The sequence below is a fragment of the Halorubrum pallidum genome, assembly GCF_055380345.1.
This window is the reverse complement of the sequence record NZ_AP043944.1, coordinates 195,089-214,054: the sequence shown is the minus strand read 5'-3', so window position 1 is coordinate 214,054 and position 18,966 is coordinate 195,089. Positions and strand designations below refer to the sequence as shown.

Sequence of the window (18,966 nt, the reverse complement as noted above, 5' to 3'; positions counted from 1 at the left end):
CGATGGTCGATCTCATTGATGTCGTCCTTGAGGGTATCAAGGGCGTCGTTGAGTGGTTCATTGGGCTGTTCATGGACGGTCTCAGATCAGGGTATGAAACTCTGACTGAGGGAATGTTCGGGACACCTACTCCAGAGACGAACGGAGCTTTTGTCTTCGGTGAACCAACCAATGCACCCTGGCCAGCGATTCACGATGCTCTCATCGGCGGCGAAATCATGCTGGTTGCCCTCTTGCTCCTCGTGATGAGCGTTCAGGGCCGTCACACGGTTCGGATATTCAATATTGGAAGTACCTACGAAGCCCGAAAAACGAAGAAGACGGCCTGGGTCGGTGCTTTTCTAATCATTACGTGGTATTGGGTTGGAACTCTTGCACTCTACCTCGTTGACGGATTCACTATCGCCCTGATGCCGGAGCTTTCCTCGGTTACGGAGGCGATGATTGGATTCTTGGAGGTATCTATCACAAACCCAGGGCTGGGACTATTGTTCGCCGTGATTGGTGGAATCTCGATGTGGGCGCTGGAGGCGCTGTTCTACATCCGGATGATTCTGCTGTATGTCTACCTGTACGGAATGCCGATTGCATTTGCACTGGCCTACGGAAACATTCCGGTCGTATCCGATATCGCGATGGGGTTCTGCAAACGGTTTGTCCCGTTGGCTGTCCTCCCGCTCCCAGCAGCGATGGTCCTCAAGGGGTACGATTTGATCTACGGCGGTGGAACGCTCACACCCGGAACAGCGTTCCTCAAATATCTCGTCGCGGCGTCGCTTCCACTGGTCGCCCTCTACATCACGTGGAAGACGTTCAAATACGCGACGCCGCTGACGGCCAAAGTCGTCGGCGGTGCGACGAAAGGCGCAGCACTCGTTGGTGGTGTCGCCGCCGGTGCCTATGTCGGTGGCGCCGGCGTCGCGACGACCGCCGCTCGGTGGGGGCCGAAAGCCGCCGCTGGCCACGCCGTCGCACAAAAGGCAGCTGCCCGCGGTGGGCATGGAGGAGACGATGGCGGGACGCCATCGTACCGTCGAACAGAGAATGACCCTGGTGGAGCGACAGCGGAATCGGCGAGTGACGACCGTGGGATGGAGTTTGATCGAGGAATCCACTAACAATGTCAGCAGATCAAGACGCGGCCGCACGGCGCATCATGGATCAGTTCGGCGAGGAGAGTCGCATCCCGTATCTCAATATCGAGGAAGGAGACGTCGGCATGCTCATCGCCTTCCCCATTATTGGGCTGTTTATCGCTGGCCTCACCGGGATCGAGTCGCTTGCCCTCCCGTTCGTCGCTGGCGGGCTTGGCTTTGGCGTTGCCGTCATCTACGTCTCACCAACCCACCTGAACGCTTGGACGTGGACCAAAGACGTCTATAGGTACCTCAAGCGACCTCAGATCACGTTCAGTGCGCCCGCCGAAGCCGACACGAGTACCAACGAGTCAGAGCGCAACGAAGGCGGACTCGCGAACTACACGCCGTTCAAGCCGGACGAGCGGACACAGGACCTCACGAACATCAAGCGGGCGTGGCCGGGTGCTGGTGCCATCCAGCGTGAAGACGGCGCGATGGAGGCGTTCATCGAGATCGATCCGGCCAACATGGATTTCGCGATGTCCGACGACTGGGCACAGCTCCAGGACGCTGGCGAAGAGTTCGCCAACAAAGAGCTAGACTCGAAGCTCAAACTCCACGCCACAACCCGTTCCTTCCCGGTCGAGCAGATCACCGAGACTATCGAGGATCGGCTCACGGACGAAGACGTCACGGAGAACCCGATCTTCCGGGAACTCCTCGAAGAATATCGGGAAACACGGCCGAAGGAGATGCGTGACCGGGGCATTCAGCAGGTCCGGTACTACATCGGCGTTGAAGTCAGCCCGATAGAAGTGTACGACCGCTTCCGCGACGAGGGCACCCCCGCCGAGAAGCTGACCCAGTTCCCCGTCATCGGGTTCCTGTTCAACCCGTTCGTCACCCGCCGCGAGGACCTCACCGACGTCGAACGTCGTGCGCAGATGTTCGAGAAGCTCGACAGTCGCGTGAACGACGTTCGCTCCGAGTTCATCCAGCAGGCGTCGGGGTGGTCCGCACGTCGACTCAGCACGGTCGAGCTGTTCGTTCTGAATATGGACTTTTGGAACGGCCGCGAACATGACTACGACGAGGCGGAACGTGTCGTTCGCGACCAATCGATCATCGGCCACTCGCGCCGGGAGGACCCACACGATGCGTAACGGGATCCTCCAGACTGGTGGTGGCGCGCTTGGCTCCGTCGCCGGGTGGCTCCAGAATCTGACACCAGCAGAGAGTGCAGTACTTGCCCTTGTAGTGGGTCTCGGCCTTGGCGCCGGCAGTAAGTACCTCTGGGACCGCTTCACTGCGGATGATGAACCAGACGTGGACTTCACCGATGTCCTCGACGAGGAGACACTCGAAGAAGGCGAGGCCGAACGCAAGCTCCTCGACGACATCTCCGAGTCGCACAAAACCGTCACCGCGCCCGGAGCTGTCGAGTGGGAAACGCGAGCCGCACGGGTCGGCGAGCAGTGGACGACGACGCTGTACATCGCTAACTATGCCGACTATCCCAACGACGGGTATCTGAGCGACCTCTTCGAGATGACCGACGTCCAGTTCGATCTGACGGCCCACATCACGCCGAAAAATCAGGAGCGAGCCCGGAACGAACTACAGGACATCGCTGACGACCTCCAGGTCGATGCTGACCTCGAACAGAGTATCCGGAGTGCCTACCTGCAGGAGCGCGCCAACGAGGCCGCAGCGACGTACAAGGCCGTCGAGAACGGCGCGAACGTGTTCGACCAAGGGATGTTCATCACCGTCCGGGCCGACGAGAAAGACGAACTCAGAGATGCCGTCCAGACGGTCAAGAGTGCCCTCCGCGACGATCCGGCGAACCTCACGCCGAAGACCGCAATTTGTCGGCAAGATCTCGCCCTCCAATCCGCCGCGCCCATCGGCGACAACGAGTTCGGCCGGACGTCGATTGCGCTCGGCGGCGCAGTCGGCGCGTTGCTGTCTTCGCCGCACAACGCGACGATCCTCGAGGAGGGCGGCGTCGAGTTCGGGATTCACAAGGACAACCAGAGTCCTGTGGTCATCGACCCGCTCGCCCGGGACAACGGGTACGCGATGTTCACCGTCGGCGACACGGGGTCGGGGAAGTCGTTCAGTTCGAAGCAGAACTTCATCCGCTCCATCGAGCAGAGTAAGGACCGTATCGGCATCATCCTCGAGCCGCTGAACAACTGGGCCGGTGTCTCGGAGGCGCTCGACGCCAAGCGGATCACAGTCGGCGGGACGCTCGGGCTGAACCCCTTGGAGATTCGGGAGACGCCCGAACACGTCCAGCGGGCGATGGGCGAGGACGCGAGCCCGTTCAACGAGAAACTCGACGACGCGATGAGCTTCCTGACGAACTTCTTTGCCCTCCGGGGCATCTCACTGGGAGACCGGCGCACCACGCTCGAACTCGCCCTCAAACGTGCCTACCAGCGCAACGGCATCACCGACGACATCTCGACGCACAGCAATCCGAGTCCGACCATCCGTGATATGATGGACGTCTTCGAGGACATGGTCGACGACCCTGAGGAGTTCGTCGTTCGATCCGACGAAGAGGCAGGGAAGATCAAAGAGGACGCGACGTGGCTCCTCGATCAGCTGCGCCCCTTCGAGGACGACGGTCGCCACGCCAACCTCGGCCAAGAATCGGATTTCGACATCCGGGACGAGAAGGTCATCTACCTCGATCTGGCCCAGCAGGAGGGCAGCGTCGACAGCAGCACGGCACTGACGATGCAGCTACTCATCTCGCTGGTGTACGAACGGGCGAAGGTCTCGGAGAAGGAGGTCGTGTTCTACATCGACGAGGCGCGCTACATCATGCAGGACGCCGCAAGTCTGGCGTTCCTCGAGACGGTGTTCCGGCACCACCGCCACCACGACCTCTCGATCCGGCTGGTCACCCAGACCGTCGACGAGTTCTTCGAGCACGCCGAAAGCGAGGCGATCCTCGATCAGTGTGCCGTCAAGCAGTTCCACCGCCTCGACGGGATGGACAAGGAGTGGGCCGACGAGTTCGGGCTGAACTACGCACAGATGCGGTTCGTCCAGGACGCCGTCCCCGGCAACGAGGACGCCGGCTTCTCCGAAGCACTGGTTGGCGTCGACGGCGAGTGGCGTGGGATCCAGGTCAAAGCGATGCCCAAGGAGAAGCAGGTCATCGACTTCGAGCCAACCGAGCAACGGCGAGCCTCACTCCCCGGGACTGGTGAGAACGCCGTGGACGCGGACGTGCAGGCGTTCCAAGACGATATTGAAAGCCGAGCGACCGACAATGGACAACGCCCACCTGAGCAGACGCCAGCAGAGACTGATGGTGGCGCAGCGGGAGGTGACGACGATGCGTGAGTACCTCCGCGTGACGCCTACCTCCGAACGCCTCAATCCGGAGCGGCTGCCGCAGGCACTGGAGAGTCTCCACAAACTGACCTTAACGAACTCGACAGGGCTAGCTGACAAACTCAATCCGCTACACAGCAAAACACCGCTACGATTCGAATTCCTCGCGCTCAGCGAGGGTGCAGACGACCCCGTCGAATTCTACTACGGTGCTGACGACCATCTGGATACGCTTGAGAAACGTCTCCGGTCGATCTATCCCGAGACGTTCGACATCGAGCGTACCAAAGTCGACGTCGCATCCCGACTCGTGCAGCCTGTGGAATTCGACCGAGAGACATTCGTCGATCACTATGAGTCGGGCGATCTCACGTACGAGTTCGGTCCTGACGAGCAATACGAACGTGGGACTGACGAAGACAGTCAAGCGAGGCAAGCAGACGCCCAATCAGTCGCGGAAGGAGGGACGGTCGGCGACCTGTCTGCCGACCACATCATCGAGATCGGAGACACCGCCCTCGAACTCGCCCCACCAGATGCGATTCCCGAGGATGAGCCACTCACGACGCTTGCCAAACCAACGGTGACAACAGAGGGGACGATACTCGCCCGGCCAGCGACCAAGACCGTCTCCCCACTCGGCGTGCGGTGGCAGGGGTCGGCCACTCGGAAACAGGACTGGATGACCTCACTCTCGCCATTCACTGCCGACGACGAAGCAGAACTCCCAGCCGTCGATCAGCCAGGTGGTGCGCTCGCGTCGCTTGTCGACCACCTGATGGAGGCGACAGCACCAGTAGCGTTCCAGGCCGTCTTCCAGCGACGCGAGAGCTGGCAGTCCGATGCCGACCTTCGCAAGGAGGACGTCATCGACGGCCGAGACACACTCGCTCAGGAGATTATTGGCTCCCTTTTCGAACTCGACGATCAGTCGGAGAGCCGGGACAGAAACCAGCTGAGCGACGCCGTTGCAAAACGTGTCGCGGCAATCGAGGCGAAAAATCCGAAGCGGTCGTTCACCGCGAACATCCGAGCGATCGGGATTCCGTCCGGGGACGACGGTCGCGATGATCTCGATGATCGGATGCAATCACTTGTCCCGGTATTCGACCCGCTTGACGGACCGTACTACGAGGTTGCGGCCGAACGGGTACGCGACAGCGGCTTCCGGGCAGCCACGAAAGAACGGAACGCACGAGCGGCGCTGCAGCGGCTCTTGGATCGTGAGATCACGACCGGCCGTGGGACGACCCGACCCGAGTTCGTCCTGAGTGGCCGAGAACTCGCGAATTTCGTACTCGTGCCCTCCTCGGAACAGCTGACTGTCGAGGGGGCACGTGGGACGCGTGCGGAACAGCAGAGTCGGAATCCATTGCCACGCCCCCACCAGGACCTCATGAGTGAATTCCGCGACGGGATGGCAATCGGGTATGCCCTCGACGACACCGGCGAGGCCGAAGACGAGCCGACACACATTCCACCCGGACTGCTGCCCACTCATTACGGCCGGTTCGGAACAACCGGCTCTGGGAAGTCGAAAGCCCTCATCAACGATATGCTGTCGCTGTACGCCAACACCGAGGGGCCGACGATCCTCATCATCCCGAAGAACGACGACATGGCCCAGAATTATATGCGGGCTCACGCGCGTCGGTTCGGAATGACCGACCTCCAAGAGAACGTCGTCCACTTCCCGATCCCGGACGTCCTCCCCGGGTTCTCGTTTTTCGATCTCGAACCGTCGATGGAGAGCGGACGGCGCCGCGAAGACGCCGTCCAACGGAAGGCCGACCACTACGAAGAGATTTTGAAGCTCGTGATGGGAACCGACCGCTACGAGCGGGCGACTGTGGCCCCAACTCTCATCAAGACACTCATCAAGACACTGTTCGACGAGGAATACGGGCGTGAGAACGGGCTCTACCGAGCGTCGACGGACTACTTCGCCCACCGACAGCTCGAACACGTCGTCGACCAGCTCTGGGAGGCCGGGCCACCGAACGAGAACATCGGCGACGCCCCACGGTCGAGCGACGAGGAAGTCACCCGGACGATTCGACGGCAGCTCCAGTTAGATTCGAACACCTTCGCGAACGTGATGGGCGGTGTCGGAAACCGTCTCGCCTACATCTCACAGGATACGCACCTGCGGCAGATCTTCAATAATACCGAGAACCAGTTCGACTTTCGGGATGTCCTCGACGAGGATACGGTCATCCTCTTCGACCTCGGCGACCTCCGCGACGACGCCGCCCGGATCATGACCGGTGTGATCCTGACCAATCTCGATGCAGCTCTCAAGGACCGCAAACAGGCCCTCCCCCAGCACTCGGACGACTACGTCGTGAACTTGCTCGTCGACGAGGCAGCATCGGTCGTGGTCTCCGACATCATGAATGATCTCCTCGAGAAAGGCCGGGGATTCCGGCTCTCTGTTGGTCTGTCGATGCAGTTCCCCGAACAGATGGAGGCTGAAGGTGGGCGGAAGATCTACCTGAATGCTCTGAACAACATCGGCAGTTCACTCATCGGGAAAATCAACGTCGACCGGGAACTGGCGCGAGCGATGGCCCACGAAGAGATGGACCCCGCGGATTTCGCCAATCGGATTCGTTCGTTGCCACGAGGGGAGTGGATCGCCAGCCTGCCAAGCCCGACGTTCGGTGAAACGGGGCCGTATCCGTTCAGTCTCGAACCACTCCCGATTCCACCGGGCCACCCCGAGAGCGAATCCCCGCTCACAGAGCGTGAAGAGGAGCAGTTCACTGAGACACTCTCCTCGATGCACGAGGACATCAATGACGAACACGGTGTGCCGGCTGAGCCAGACACTTCAACAACGAGCACACCTGCCGACGGACACGAGGTGCTCGATATCGCGAGCGACGACCTGGACGTCGCGATTGCGAACGTGGTTCGGAGTCTGCAGCTTCGAGAGGGCTGCCGTGAGGAAAACGGCTGGGTGGCCGTCGAAGCAGTTGACGACGAACTCAGACGACTCTTCGACGACGTCGACGCCGAGCCGCCATCGTATGATGCCCTCGCGGACATCCGAGAACGATCACGATACCTCGATACGACCGTCGATATCGACGCCGACGAGCTCCGCATCCGGCTCACTGACGCCGGAGAAGAGGTCGCGACACCCGATACTGGTGGCGTGCAGGCCGCTGGTGGGAGTGCCCACGACGCAGCACTCCTTCAGATCGAAGAAGAGCTCACCGCACTCGGTTTCACCGTCTCGATCCTCGCACAGGATGGCAGCGAGAAACCTGACGCGAGGGCGAGCCACCCCGACGTTTCCGACCGATTCGCCATCGAAGTCGAAACGACGACACCCGAGAATCCCGCGAAAGTGCTCACGAATCTCCGGAAGGCCCAAGCAGCAGGTGATATCCCGCTGTTTGTCGTTCGACCAGGAAACGACGAAACTGAGTGGGCCGAGCGTGTTGACGGCATTCTCACACCTCCCGTCCGTACCCTCCAGAATGGTGAGACACGGTTCTACACGACTGACTCGAATCTCACGTTCAGCGGTGGAGCGACCGAAGAAGGTGGAGTGACGGCCGTGCGACCGGCGACCGACGACGAGAACGGGACCCAGAACATCTGGCAGCGTGATGGCGACGAGATCGTCCTTCGTGATGCCAGCGGGACGGAACATATCCGCCTCGAGTCGCTGGAAAAACTCTCGAAAGATCGTGTTCCGGCCATCTACAGCTACGACCACGCTGCCGACGAGTACGTCGTTTATGAGCACGGTGAACAACACATCTACGAGACGAAATCGGCGTTCGAGGACGACTGGATTCGGATCAAAAAGCCGTTCGTTCCGGAAGACGAGTTCTCCACCCCAGAGTACAGCTGCGACAGCTACGTAATCGTGATTCTTGCCGATGAGAAGTCATCAGTCGTCTACACGGACGGGACAACGAAACCTCTCACAACCCTATTTGATCACTCAACCGCCCACAATGAATCAGAGGGGGACTCCAAAAACGACGACGAAAATAGTGACCGGGCGGAGACTGACTATCGGGCCGAATCTGCTCCGGGAGAGGATATGCCGGGGGAAGATTCCTCAGAGCAAATCTCCCAAACTAACGGGAGTGAACTCGATCACGACGCGGACGATTTCGAGTCATTCGTTGACGTGTACGTTACCGAAGAAGAGGAGGCGGAACTCCCGAAGGATGATCTCTATAATGCGTATCGGATATGGGCAATCAGACACGACAAAGAAGTTCAATCGAAAGCGTGGTTCTCCCGTTCTCTCGGGGAGTTCGTAACGTATGATACGAGTCGGATTCGTCAAAACGAAACCCGCGTGAACTGCTATACAGGTATTTCGCTCACGGCAGCAGGGCAACAATTGATTGAATGAAGAGAAATCTATGAGGTACTTGAATTCGAGACGGGTTATCAAAAAACCGCCCGAAGGCGTTGCCGGTCAGGGGAAACGACCAGTAACAGCACGAGAGGGTAAGAATCAAGAGTTAATACTCGGTTATGGACCGAGAAAACCGCAAGACGGAACCGCCGGTCAGGGCATCTGGGAGGGGCAACAGTATCTAACATCAAGTGAACATACGAAATCGCAGGACGGCGCTGCTGGTCAGGGGAAATTAAGAAAGGGTACTCCCGCCCGTATCAGCGGTCAGGGGAAAAACCACCAGACGGCGAAGCTGGTCAGGGGTATCACCGAGCGAAAACCAACTAGGATAGAACGGGGGGTCCCCGTTGGGACCAAGGGATTGGATCGAGGAGTAGAGTTGAGTGAGTTCTATGCTGGCTCAGAATTAGTGAGAGCCATGCAAGGTACTGTGAGAACATGAGTAAGAATATCGTCAACGAGCCGGAGGCGATTCCGGAGACGCTACGCGAACGGGACCAGTGGGTGTGCTGGCGCGAAGAGGAGCGGGACGGCAAGCCGACGAAGATTCCGGTGACGCCGGGAGGTGGGGGGTTCGCGTCATCAACAGAGTCGGAGACCTGGGCGAGTTTCGAGACAGCGCTCGACTACACTGAGACGGCACACGCCGATGGCGTCGGGTTCGTGTTTACCGACGACGATCCCATCGTCGGCGTCGACCTGGACGACTGCCGTGATCCTGAAACCGGCGACGTCGACGACGCGGCACTAGACATCATCGAGCGCCTCGACTCCTATACGGAGGTGTCACCGTCCGGCACCGGCTATCACGTCCTCATCAGGGGCGAACTTCCCGACGGGCGGAACCGTCGCGGGAGCGTCGAACTGTACGACACGGCACGCTTTTTCACCGTCACTGGCGATCACGTCGAGCGGACACCAACGTGCGTCGCACGTCGACAGGACGCGCTCAGAGCGATTCACCGTGAGTACGTTCAGGAGACTGAGCGTGACACGGCAGCAGAGTCCGAACAGCGTGGTAGCGCTGACGACGAGTCACCGACGACCGGTGCAGCCGCCGTTGACGTCGACCTCGAAGACGAGGACCTCCTCGAGAAAGCGCGGAATGCATCGAACGGCGAGAAGTTCGAGCGGCTCTGGAACGGGAACACAGCCGGCTACGACAGCCAGTCCGAGGCCGACATGGCGCTGTGCTGTCTGCTGGCGTTCTGGACCGGTGGCGACCGGACGCAGATGGATCACCTGTTTCGCCAGTCAGGATTGCTTCGGGAGAAGTGGGACGAGGTCCACTACGCTGATGGGTCGACGTATGGGGAGAAGACCATCGAGCGAGCAATTGCGACTACGTCGGAGTTCTACGACCCGGACGCCGGCGACGATACCGCGGACGAGATCCCCGCCACATCGTCGCCAGACGTCGGCGCTGCTGACTCGGAGCGGAGTCGCGCGTATCTCGCCGAGAAGAACCAGATCTTGAGCAATCGCGTCGACGAGCTCGAGGCGACACTCACGGAGAAAACCGAGCGCATCGACGCTCTCGAAGCGGAGGTCAAGCGACTCACTGACGAACTCGGCACCCGTGGCCAGGAGGAGGAGGAGGAGTGCCAGGGCGAGCACGCCGCTACTACGAGTGAGAACAGTAGTGAGTCAGAGTCATCCTCACTGTTGGGTCGGTTATTCGGCGGTCGGTCCAAGTAGCGTTGCGACCGCAGCGGCACGTCTGTCACCCCCGCCAGGGGGCGGCGGGGCGCATCACGTGCCCCCGATAGACGATGGCTTCGGAACGTACGACCCAAACGCAGACGGTACAGCAAGCAGCAACCAACTCCGACGGGGAGGCTCCGTGGGCAGACCTCGAGGTGGCGATCCCGAACGACCGCGATCACGCGTCGCTCGTCGCGCTCGTGGAGTGTGCCCTAATCGAGCTGACGCACGAGCACGTGGGGGCAGTCGTCGTCACCCACCAGGTCCGGGGGACAAACCACACGCAGTACGTCGCCGTCGACGACGTCAGCGAGCAGTTCCAAAAGCGGCACTTCGACGCCCGGCTGGGCTGGCACGAGACAACCGTTCCTCGTGAGATCGTTCGCGACGAACTCGTCACCCAGCTCACAGCGGTAACAGCGCGGAAGCCCACCCCTTCAGGGGTGGGAGGAAGCGCGTAAGCTCCGAGCGGCAATCCACCGACTACGGCAGGGCTGACTCCCCAATACCATTCAAAATTATAAATAAAGAGTAGCTACTACTGTGAGGTATGGCGTGGGAGGTAACTCGAACGGTACGGGTTCGCCTTGACGTACCCGACGACCGCAAGAGCGACCTCCACGCCACCAACAGCAAGTTTCAGTACTGTGCCAACCGCACCGCAGACTGGGCGTGGCGCTATCCCGACGAGGACTGTGTCACCAGCAAGAGCGAAGCCGAAGCCGCCATCTACGATGAACTTCGCCACGAGACGGACGGCCTCCACGCCAACCTCGTCCAAAAAGCCATCAAACGCGCCACCGACGATATTAGCAATTGCGTTGACCGACTTGCCGAGGGTGAGAACACCAGCAAGCCCCACTACGACACGTTCAGCATCGTCTACGACAAGCGAGCCGCCACCTACTACCGCGACAAGGTGAGCATCGCCACCGTCAACGGTAGAGTCGAGTGTGAGTACGACCTACCGGAGAATCCCGAAGGCACACCACACGGCCAGTACCTGCTGAACGAGGATTACTCGTTTTCGACCAGTACCATCCACTACGACGGCGAATCCGACAAGTTCTACCTGCACGCGGCGATGGAACGGGAACTCGACGTTGCCAGTCCTGAGAAAGCCGAGGATTCGAGCGTCCTTGGCGTGGACTGTAACGTTGACGACCATATTGCCGTGACCAGTACAGGACGGTTCGTCGGCAACGCCGACTACCTCAACCACCAGCGCCGTGAGTTCGAGAAACGCCGTGCCAGCCTGCAACAGACGGGCACGCGAAGCGCCCACCTGACCTACCACCGAATTGGGGACCGGTTCGGGCGCTGGAGCGAGGACTACCTGCATCGGTGTTCCAAACAACTCGTCGCGGAAGCCAAGCGTCACGGCTGCACCCACATCGCGTTCGAGGACCTGGAACAGATTCGAGAGCGCATCATCGACGGCAAGAAGTTCCAACAGTGGGGCTTCCGTGCGTTGCAGGAGCAAGTCGCATACAAAGCCGAGGAACACGGCATCGTGGTTGAGACAGTCGAACCGTCCTACACGAGCCAGCAATGCTCGAAGTGTGGGTGTACGCTCGACGAAAACCGTGACGGGCAACATTTCGCCTGTTTGGACTGTTCGTACTCGGTGAACGCCGACTACAACGCGGCGAAAAACGTGGCCCGAAAACTCGCGGTGAAACTCCAGCGGGGGCAGAAGTCCCCCGCTGGAGGGGCGTTCTGTCAGTACGCCCTGAAGTCGGGGATCATGACCGTGAACGCGACTGACGTGGCGTCCGACCAGTACGTGTCGGCAGAACGGGAGTCCACCGACAAGCCCACCCCTTTAGGGGTGGGTAGCTGACAAGCGGAACGCACACGAGAAGCAGCAGCCAGCGAGCCGGACACGTTCACCGTGAAGCCGGTTCAGGAACTCCGGACTCCATAGGCCACACTCTTAACCAACACTCGGGACCAGTTCTGTCGAAGTGTTGGTTAATGACGTTGCCAGAATTTATGCCCTCAACCCACGCCCACCGCCCTATCCCTCCGCGACGTTGCCGTTTTCGAGTACCGCGACCCAGGGTCGGACTGACGCCCTCCGACTGGGCTGTTTATCGGCGCCGGGAGGCGTGCAGCGCGCGAGAGCGTGCGCGGCGTGATTCACCATGGTTGGTCCCGATCCTCACGACGACACGAGTGCCGACCACGAACAGCTCGAAACCGAACTCCTCGCACAGGACCGTGACGCCGCGAGCGTCGCGACCGCGGACGTCGACGACGCAACGGCCCGCAGCCTAGTCGACGACCTCATCGACGCGGACGTCGTCACACCCGTTCCCGAGGATCGCGTTCTCGTTCACGAGCCGAGTGTTACTACCTTCGACTCGACGACGCAATTGGCCGTCTTCCACCGTGGCTGGACGGCCGGCCGCGACGCCGACGCGGAGGCGGAGTAATGCAGCAGACGCTTACAGGGTGTGCGTTCTGCGACGCTCCGCCCAGCACCGAGACTGGCGAGGCCCACACATGGGGGGAAGATGAGCGGGTCACCCACCCCATCTGCGTCGACTGCGCGATCCAGATGGAGCCGGACCCCAACGAGCGCGATCGCTACGCCTGCGATGGCTGTGGGCTCGTCGTCGACGCCCTCGCGGCGCTCACGCGCTTCCGTGTGGAACTCGGCCATCTCGAGGGGCCGCTGCAGCTGTGTGCGCGATGTAGTCCTGGCGGGCCCGCGACGTACTGGACGCACGACCTCGATGAGCATCTCGTTGAGTGAGACATATTGCCGACGCTTACACCGTTTCCATGGAGGACCTCGTTGACGAAGTCGACGTCGCGCTTGACCGCGACTAATGGGGAGTCTCCCTATCCATGGATAGGGAAAGTATCCAATAAGCCGCACCGCTTGGCATTACGCCATAGATTCCGGTATCCCTCGCCGTCAGATCGTCGTCGAAAGACGCTCGATGCGATCAGCGGTTTCCTTGACTGCGTCTTTCTCCTCGAGACGACTCACGATATCCTGTAATTCAACCGTGGTGTAATCGAGTTCCTGCTGGAGGGCAGGCATAGATTTCGGTTCGTCGAGGGCGTGAAGCACTTCGAGTTCCTCGTATACGCGCTCTGTAATCTCCGCGACCGGCTCATGCAGGGGTGTCCTCACGTTGTGTTGCTCGGTGAGATCGGCCAACGCCTCGTTCACGTATGTTACGAATAGCTCTTGATCCAAGAGGTCGATCTGCGCGGCGAGTTCTGCTTCGACGACGTCGAAATCGAGGTCAGTCTGCAGCAGCGAAAACATATCTTCGATATCGTCCACCCGTCCGGCGACCGCCTTGAATAGGAAGATGTCCTCTGGGCTCACGAGTTCGACCACCAAGTTGCTGGGGTTGAGGTACCGCTCGCTACGCTTCCGAATCCCGTCAGAAAGAACCAGTTTATCGATTACCTGCTGGTGAAAGATGTCGATTCGACACCCATCATCGTTCTCGAGGATTCGCTGAGCACCGAGCGCTTCGTATTCTTCGTCCGGTTCCCGAACGATATCGTAACCAAGTTCGAGCAGTACTGCTTGGAGCTGCCCGAGGTCATCACCGGATGCGACGATGAGATCGATATCCTTGGTAGTGGTCTTGAGATCCTGGAACGCCATTGCCCCACCGCCGATCAAGAAGACAGTGAGTGGGTCGTCTAGCTGCTCGCCGATGCGCTCGAGTTCCGACCGAATGTACGAACTGTCGAATCGCGCCCTCATGCTGACACCCCGTAGTCCGCAGCCAATTCTTGGAACTCTTCCCACTCGGGAAGTCGAGATGCCCGCTCCTCGCCACTCGTGTCGAGATACGTGAGCAAGTCCTCGACGAGATCGTCGACGCCGTACTTTGTGGCCTGGTCACGCAGTTCGTCACGGTCGACGTCAACGTGGCTGAGCAGGAGCAGACAGTATGACTGGGTACGTGCGCCCGAATCGATTACGAGCATATGACAGCACAGCATCGCCGGCGAGAGATCATTCATCGTCTCTGAATGGAAATAGTACCGACGGTCGCGGGCCAGAAGGGGCAGGTCGTAGGTCTGGAAACGCTCTGGCCCCGTCGAAAGGAAGTCCTCGGCGGTAATCTCATCTGCGGTCTGGACGAGGAACTCGTCGAGTGACTCCCAGAGAATCGTGTAGGTGTCGGTGTGTTGTTCGACGGTCTGGCGATGGTCGTGGTGAACGAGTTCCCGAGCAAGCGTACTCAGTTGTTCGAATCCCTCGTTCAGCACATATGCATCCTCGTCAGTTTCGTAGATGATCCCTCGATGCTGAAGTGGATCGAGGGCGCGATGGACGGTACTCCTGTGAATGTTGGCCCGGCGTGCGAGCTCCATTACGACCCGCGGTGTTTCAAGATAGTAGAGAACGCGGAGCGTCGCACCCGACAACAGTTCAGGCCAGTCGATGTGCGAATACTCTTGGGTGATGTCTGCGAGGAGTTCGAGTGCTTTCGCGTCCGATGGCCGGATCTGCTTTGTTTTCCCTTGTCGACGCGTCTCGACGAGTCCGGTCGCTTCGAGACGATCGACAAGTTCAGACGTGTAGCTGAGACTGCGGTCCAGCTGGGTCGCAAATTCGGAGACTGTCTGCTCACCGTGAAGGACGGTGAGCGCGCGAACCTCGCCTTCGGTAAGCATCTGTTGCGTAGATACGAACCGATATTTAAATAACTTCGCTATCTCGCAACGAGTATGACTGACTCAGCTGAGGTTGCTGGGTGAGCAACACGATGAAGGCCCTCGGCCGTTCACGGGCGGCGCGCCGCCCGTTAGCTCGGGAGAGCCTGCTTTCCCGGTGACCGAGACGGCCTCGCCCTTTCTGAGTCCGCCAGGGCAGTAGTTGGGTCGCTGAGTGTCGCGGCTGGGTGGACAGGTGTGTCCGTTATGGCCCGCACCGCTCGCCGCGTTCCGCCCTCCGCGTCGCTCGCGACCGACCATTCCGGGCGTGCGGGCGCTCTCCGCACCGCCCGCGCCCGTTCCGGGCTAAAATGCATGTGCCCTCGGCGCCAGCGGGTATCCCCGTCGGTTGCGCCCCTTGCGGGCTTTCGCGTTCCAGCGCTTGGTGCCGCCTGCGCTGTCGCGCGCCACACCGCGGCGCGCGTTCTCGGCGACAGTCGCCCTGGACACGGACCCGCACATCGGGCCGGACACGAGCGGGCATATCCCGCTGGCCGCTCGCTCCGGGCGGGTCGGCGCGCGGTGCTGGTTGAGTGGCCTCCCTATGGCGCGCTCTCGCTCGCGCCCCAAGGGGCGCTCGCGAAGGCGCGAGCGAGAGCGCGCAGACGAGTCTGTCGGTCGTTGTCGTCGAGGAAATCCGCGATGTTGTAGCATCGCGGTGTCGGGCGCTGAGCGCCTTCAGGAATCAGGGTAGATTCCAATGTCTAGTAACAACGTCACCACGGATGTAGTTTCGGTCGATGAACAGGCTTTCGAGAAACACGATGAAGGCGAGGTCGACGAGGATGGCTTCGAAGTCGTCGACGAGACCCCGGAGTTCCGGGCGACGGTCGACATGGAAGTCCAGGCCAAAGTCGATTCCAACCACCCAGACGCGCGCGTCGAGGAAGGCCCGGATCACCTGTTCGGGAAGACCCTCGAACAGGAAGAGCGCATCAAGGCACGAGAGGCCAAGTTGGAACACATCAGTGCCCAGGCAGAACTCAGTCAGCAGGAGGGGCGTGCGAAGCGGACGCGAGACATCGCAGCGAAGCGAAGCGCTGAGCGGCGTGTGAAGTTCCAGAAGCGGGCAGCGAGCGTGAATCCGATGGCTGACCCGGAGCGAGACGATCCTCGTGCAGAGCTCACGCAGGAGCAGTTGGCGGCGGTGAACAAGCAGTCGATGCGGTTGGCGGAAAAACTGGATGGCTGGTCGCGAGCAGCGATTGGCCGGCGGTTGGGTGAAGCCGTCGTCGGTGGGAAAGACCTAACGAGTGCAGTCGTCGGGGTGTTCGAGGAGTTGCAGACGGCGCCTGGGACGGTGATCCCCATTGGGAAGCTCGAGGACGTCAATCGCAAAGAGGTGAGCATCGAGGGTCGAGTCGAAGTACTCTGGGATGCGGACTCGCCGGCCATCGCTCAAGTCGGGCTGATCGCAGACGACAGTGGAAAAACGAAGGTGACGATCTGGGAGAAATCAGATGCGCCGTGGATTGAAGAGGGCGAGCAGGTGCGTATTCACAAGGTAGCCCGGAACTGGTACGAGGGGCGCGTCTCACTGGCTGTCACTGGGTGGAGCACCATTATGTTCCCTGAGCGCGGTCGGTGGTGGGAATAGCCGGTCGGCGCACCCCTTTTTTGCTGGTGTGTACGCGGTCACCGCCACCTCCCACCACCTCCACGGTCCGGGCTGCTCACGGCGCTCACGCGCCGTTTCGCGGCCGGGCTTTCGCCACCGCAGCCCTCCAGTGTCAGCGCTGTTCCGTGTGGTGTGTATGTGCCCCTGATGGGTGAGGGGCACTCCGAGAGACGCGATCCGCGTGAGTCCCCTCGTGAGTATCCATGGCAACCAGAGAGATCTACGAAACGACGTTCGACGAAGACGTCCAGACCGACTCGAATGCTACGCAGTGTCCCGAGTGTAACGGGCAAGTTACAACCAACGCGGTTGAAACCGTCTGCGAGGACTGTGGACTCGTCGTCGACGAGCAGCGGATCGACCACGGGCCAGAGTGGCGAGGGTTCGACGAAGACGAACGGGAGCGCACGGGTGCTCCGTTGACAGCGGCGCGGCACGATCGTGGGTTGTCGACGGAGATCGGCCACGGGACCGATGCGAACGGGAACGAACTCTCAGGACAGAAGCGACGGCGGCTCGCTCGGATGCGCCGTGAACAGACGCGTGGGCGGTTTCAGTCGAAAGCCGAACGCAACCTCGCACACGGGCTTAGTGAAGTCCGCCGGATCAGTAGTACGCTCGAACTATCCGAGACGATCCGTGACCAGGCCTGCCAGCTCTTCCGCAGCGCTCAGAACGAGGAACTCCTGCAGGGCCGGTCGATTGAGGCGATGGCCGCCGCGAGTGTCTACGGAGCGTGTCGGTGTAACGGGCGACCACGAACGCTCGACGACATCACCGAGTCGGCGCGCGTCGAGCAATCGCGGGTGACGAACGCATACACGACGCTGAATACGGAACTTGGCCTGCCAGCCCAACCCGTGACGCCCAGTGCGTTCGTTCCGCGGTTGGCCTCGGAGCTCGACGTCTCCGATCAAATCCGGCAGCGGGCTCGGCAGTTGGCGGAAGCATCCGAATCGACTGGGGCAACCACCGGGGTTCGGCCGTCCGGGTTCGCTGCAGCCTGTCTGTACAAAGCCGGACGCGAAGACGGGCAATGGCTCACCCAGTCGGACGTCGCTGACGTTGCGAACGTCTCGGTGGTCACCGTGCGGACCCACCGCGACACACTGGACGAACTGGCTGTCTAACGCCCACACTGCTGATTTTCGATTGTATGTCTGTAGGCTGATTGATGTGAGAGCCATTATTTAAACCCGAAGACGAAGCATGATACGGCCAGATCACTCTATGACCGACCAGTACGCCGACTACGAAGCCCTCCGACCGCTCGGCGAAGCGACCCACGTTCCCGACGATCAACTCGCCAGTAGTAGTGGCGAGCCCCGGCGGCAACGCTCTGGTGGCGTCGACGCGGGCTATCCAGACGACCCGACAGAAGGTGAGACCGAGTGCGATTCCTGTGGAGCGTCGATCCCCGCTGGCCAGTCGAAGTGCCGGTTCTGTCTCACGAACCATCTCGAAGCAGCCGACGATCAGGACACATCGACTGCCGAACAGACTCTCCTCCATATCATCCACATAGTCGTTGAGGCGTCGACGTTCTACGGCGCCGTCGCGAAGGGATCTGCTGCGGCCACCCTCCTCGCGAAGGCAGACGATGACCCAGTAGTCGATGACTGCAAGCTAATCTACGATCTCGACGAGGAACCGGCCCCACAGCTTGTCGATCAGTGGCCCTCGCTCCCCTCGGCGACACGAGTCACGTCTGAATGTGGTAATCAGCTGCTCGCGGCTGCTCGTGAGCGGACGGCGTGGACAGAGACGACGCAGCCCCGTCACGACGGCGAGCACACGACGTTTCTCTATGAGGAAACCGGGAGCGAGGTTCGCACCGAAGCTCGTCTTGCAAGCCTACGTGAGGACGCAGACAACGACCTCTGGCTGGTGCCAGCGATTGCGCTCCAGAAATCCGTTGACAAGACCGATACCGAACAGCCACGACGCGAGCGCCCAAACAGAACTCACCTCGAGTGTCGAGAGTGTGATCGGGAGACTAAGCATCGATTCCGCGAATTCGAGGCTGTCCCCGATGACGAGTGGACCGGGCAGCCAATGTGGGGCTGTCAGCGGTGCGGCACGCCACGCTACGGGCCCGAACCCGAAGCCGATCAGTAAAG

The 18,966-nt window shown here is 60.6% G+C and carries 14 protein-coding genes and 1 pseudogene; 13 read left to right on the top strand and 2 right to left on the bottom strand.

Going from position 1 to position 18,966, the window contains the following annotated elements:
* The first annotated feature begins 2 nt into the window (after nucleotides 1–2).
* The 10 genes and pseudogenes from ACZ45C_RS01115 to ACZ45C_RS01070 all read left to right on the top strand — a co-directional run bounded on the left by ACZ45C_RS01115 (nucleotide 3) and on the right by ACZ45C_RS01070 (nucleotide 13,291).
* Nucleotides 3–1,118, top strand: coding sequence for a hypothetical protein (locus ACZ45C_RS01115; protein WP_096396456.1), 1,116 nt, complete (start codon nucleotides 3–5; stop codon nucleotides 1,116–1,118).
* A gap of 2 nt (nucleotides 1,119–1,120) precedes the next feature.
* Nucleotides 1,121–2,242 (top strand): hypothetical protein, encoded by a 1,122-nt coding sequence (locus ACZ45C_RS01110; RefSeq protein ID WP_096396457.1) that lies wholly within the window; start codon nucleotides 1,121–1,123, stop codon nucleotides 2,240–2,242.
* Entirely contained in the window at nucleotides 2,235–4,442 is a 2,208-nt protein-coding gene (locus ACZ45C_RS01105) for a VirB4 family type IV secretion system protein (protein ID WP_460560746.1), read from the top strand. The genes ACZ45C_RS01110 and ACZ45C_RS01105 overlap by 8 nt, the downstream gene beginning before the upstream one ends.
* Nucleotides 4,435–8,817, top strand: a complete 4,383-nt coding sequence (locus ACZ45C_RS01100) for an ATP-binding protein (RefSeq protein WP_096396479.1) — start codon at nucleotides 4,435–4,437, stop codon at nucleotides 8,815–8,817. Before ACZ45C_RS01105 ends, ACZ45C_RS01100 begins: the two co-directional genes overlap by 8 nt.
* Nucleotides 8,818–9,264: 447 nt before the next feature.
* Nucleotides 9,265–10,524: a phage NrS-1 polymerase family protein gene (locus ACZ45C_RS01095; RefSeq protein WP_460560748.1), complete on the top strand. Its 1,260-nt coding sequence runs from the start codon at nucleotides 9,265–9,267 to the stop codon at nucleotides 10,522–10,524.
* A gap of 74 nt (nucleotides 10,525–10,598) precedes the next feature.
* Nucleotides 10,599–10,991 carry a hypothetical protein gene (locus tag ACZ45C_RS01090; RefSeq protein WP_460560750.1) on the top strand — a complete coding sequence of 131 codons (393 nt, stop codon included), beginning with the start codon at nucleotides 10,599–10,601 and terminating at the stop codon, nucleotides 10,989–10,991.
* Nucleotides 10,992–11,080: 89 nt separating this feature from the next.
* The gene (locus tag ACZ45C_RS01085) at nucleotides 11,081–12,373 is read left to right on the top strand and encodes an RNA-guided endonuclease InsQ/TnpB family protein (protein ID WP_460560752.1); all 1,293 of its coding nucleotides are present in this window, start codon (nucleotides 11,081–11,083) and stop codon (nucleotides 12,371–12,373) included.
* Nucleotides 12,374–12,409: 36 nt separating this feature from the next.
* Nucleotides 12,410–12,457, top strand: a pseudogene (locus ACZ45C_RS01080) (hypothetical protein); the annotation flags it as partial.
* Between the two features lie 220 nt (nucleotides 12,458–12,677).
* Entirely contained in the window at nucleotides 12,678–12,968 is a 291-nt protein-coding gene (locus tag ACZ45C_RS01075) for a hypothetical protein (RefSeq protein ID WP_049983725.1), read from the top strand.
* Entirely contained in the window at nucleotides 12,968–13,291 is a 324-nt protein-coding gene (locus tag ACZ45C_RS01070) for a DUF7558 family protein (RefSeq protein WP_049983726.1), read from the top strand. The genes ACZ45C_RS01075 and ACZ45C_RS01070 overlap by 1 nt, the downstream gene beginning before the upstream one ends.
* A gap of 165 nt (nucleotides 13,292–13,456) precedes the next feature.
* On the opposite strand, the gene ACZ45C_RS01065 is transcribed toward ACZ45C_RS01070, so the two are convergent.
* Nucleotides 13,457–14,269 (bottom strand): DUF6036 family nucleotidyltransferase, encoded by an 813-nt coding sequence (locus tag ACZ45C_RS01065; RefSeq protein ID WP_049983727.1) that lies wholly within the window; start codon nucleotides 14,267–14,269, stop codon nucleotides 13,457–13,459.
* Nucleotides 14,266–15,189 (bottom strand): winged helix-turn-helix domain-containing protein, encoded by a 924-nt coding sequence (locus ACZ45C_RS01060; RefSeq protein WP_049983728.1) that lies wholly within the window; start codon nucleotides 15,187–15,189, stop codon nucleotides 14,266–14,268. Before ACZ45C_RS01060 ends, ACZ45C_RS01065 begins: the two co-directional genes overlap by 4 nt.
* A 739-nt stretch (nucleotides 15,190–15,928) precedes the next feature.
* Here ACZ45C_RS01060 and ACZ45C_RS01055 point away from each other — a divergent pair.
* The 3 genes from ACZ45C_RS01055 (at nucleotide 15,929) to ACZ45C_RS01045 (ending at nucleotide 18,964) form a co-directional block, all read left to right on the top strand.
* Nucleotides 15,929–16,825 carry a DNA-binding protein gene (locus tag ACZ45C_RS01055; protein WP_460560755.1) on the top strand — a complete coding sequence of 299 codons (897 nt, stop codon included), beginning with the start codon at nucleotides 15,929–15,931 and terminating at the stop codon, nucleotides 16,823–16,825.
* Nucleotides 16,826–17,049: 224 nt separating this feature from the next.
* Nucleotides 17,050–17,976 carry a transcription initiation factor IIB gene (locus ACZ45C_RS01050; protein ID WP_049983730.1) on the top strand — a complete coding sequence of 309 codons (927 nt, stop codon included), beginning with the start codon at nucleotides 17,050–17,052 and terminating at the stop codon, nucleotides 17,974–17,976.
* Between the two features lie 100 nt (nucleotides 17,977–18,076).
* The gene (locus tag ACZ45C_RS01045) at nucleotides 18,077–18,964 is read left to right on the top strand and encodes a biosurfactant protein 1 (protein ID WP_135536577.1); all 888 of its coding nucleotides are present in this window, start codon (nucleotides 18,077–18,079) and stop codon (nucleotides 18,962–18,964) included.
* Nucleotides 18,965–18,966 lie beyond the last annotated feature (2 nt).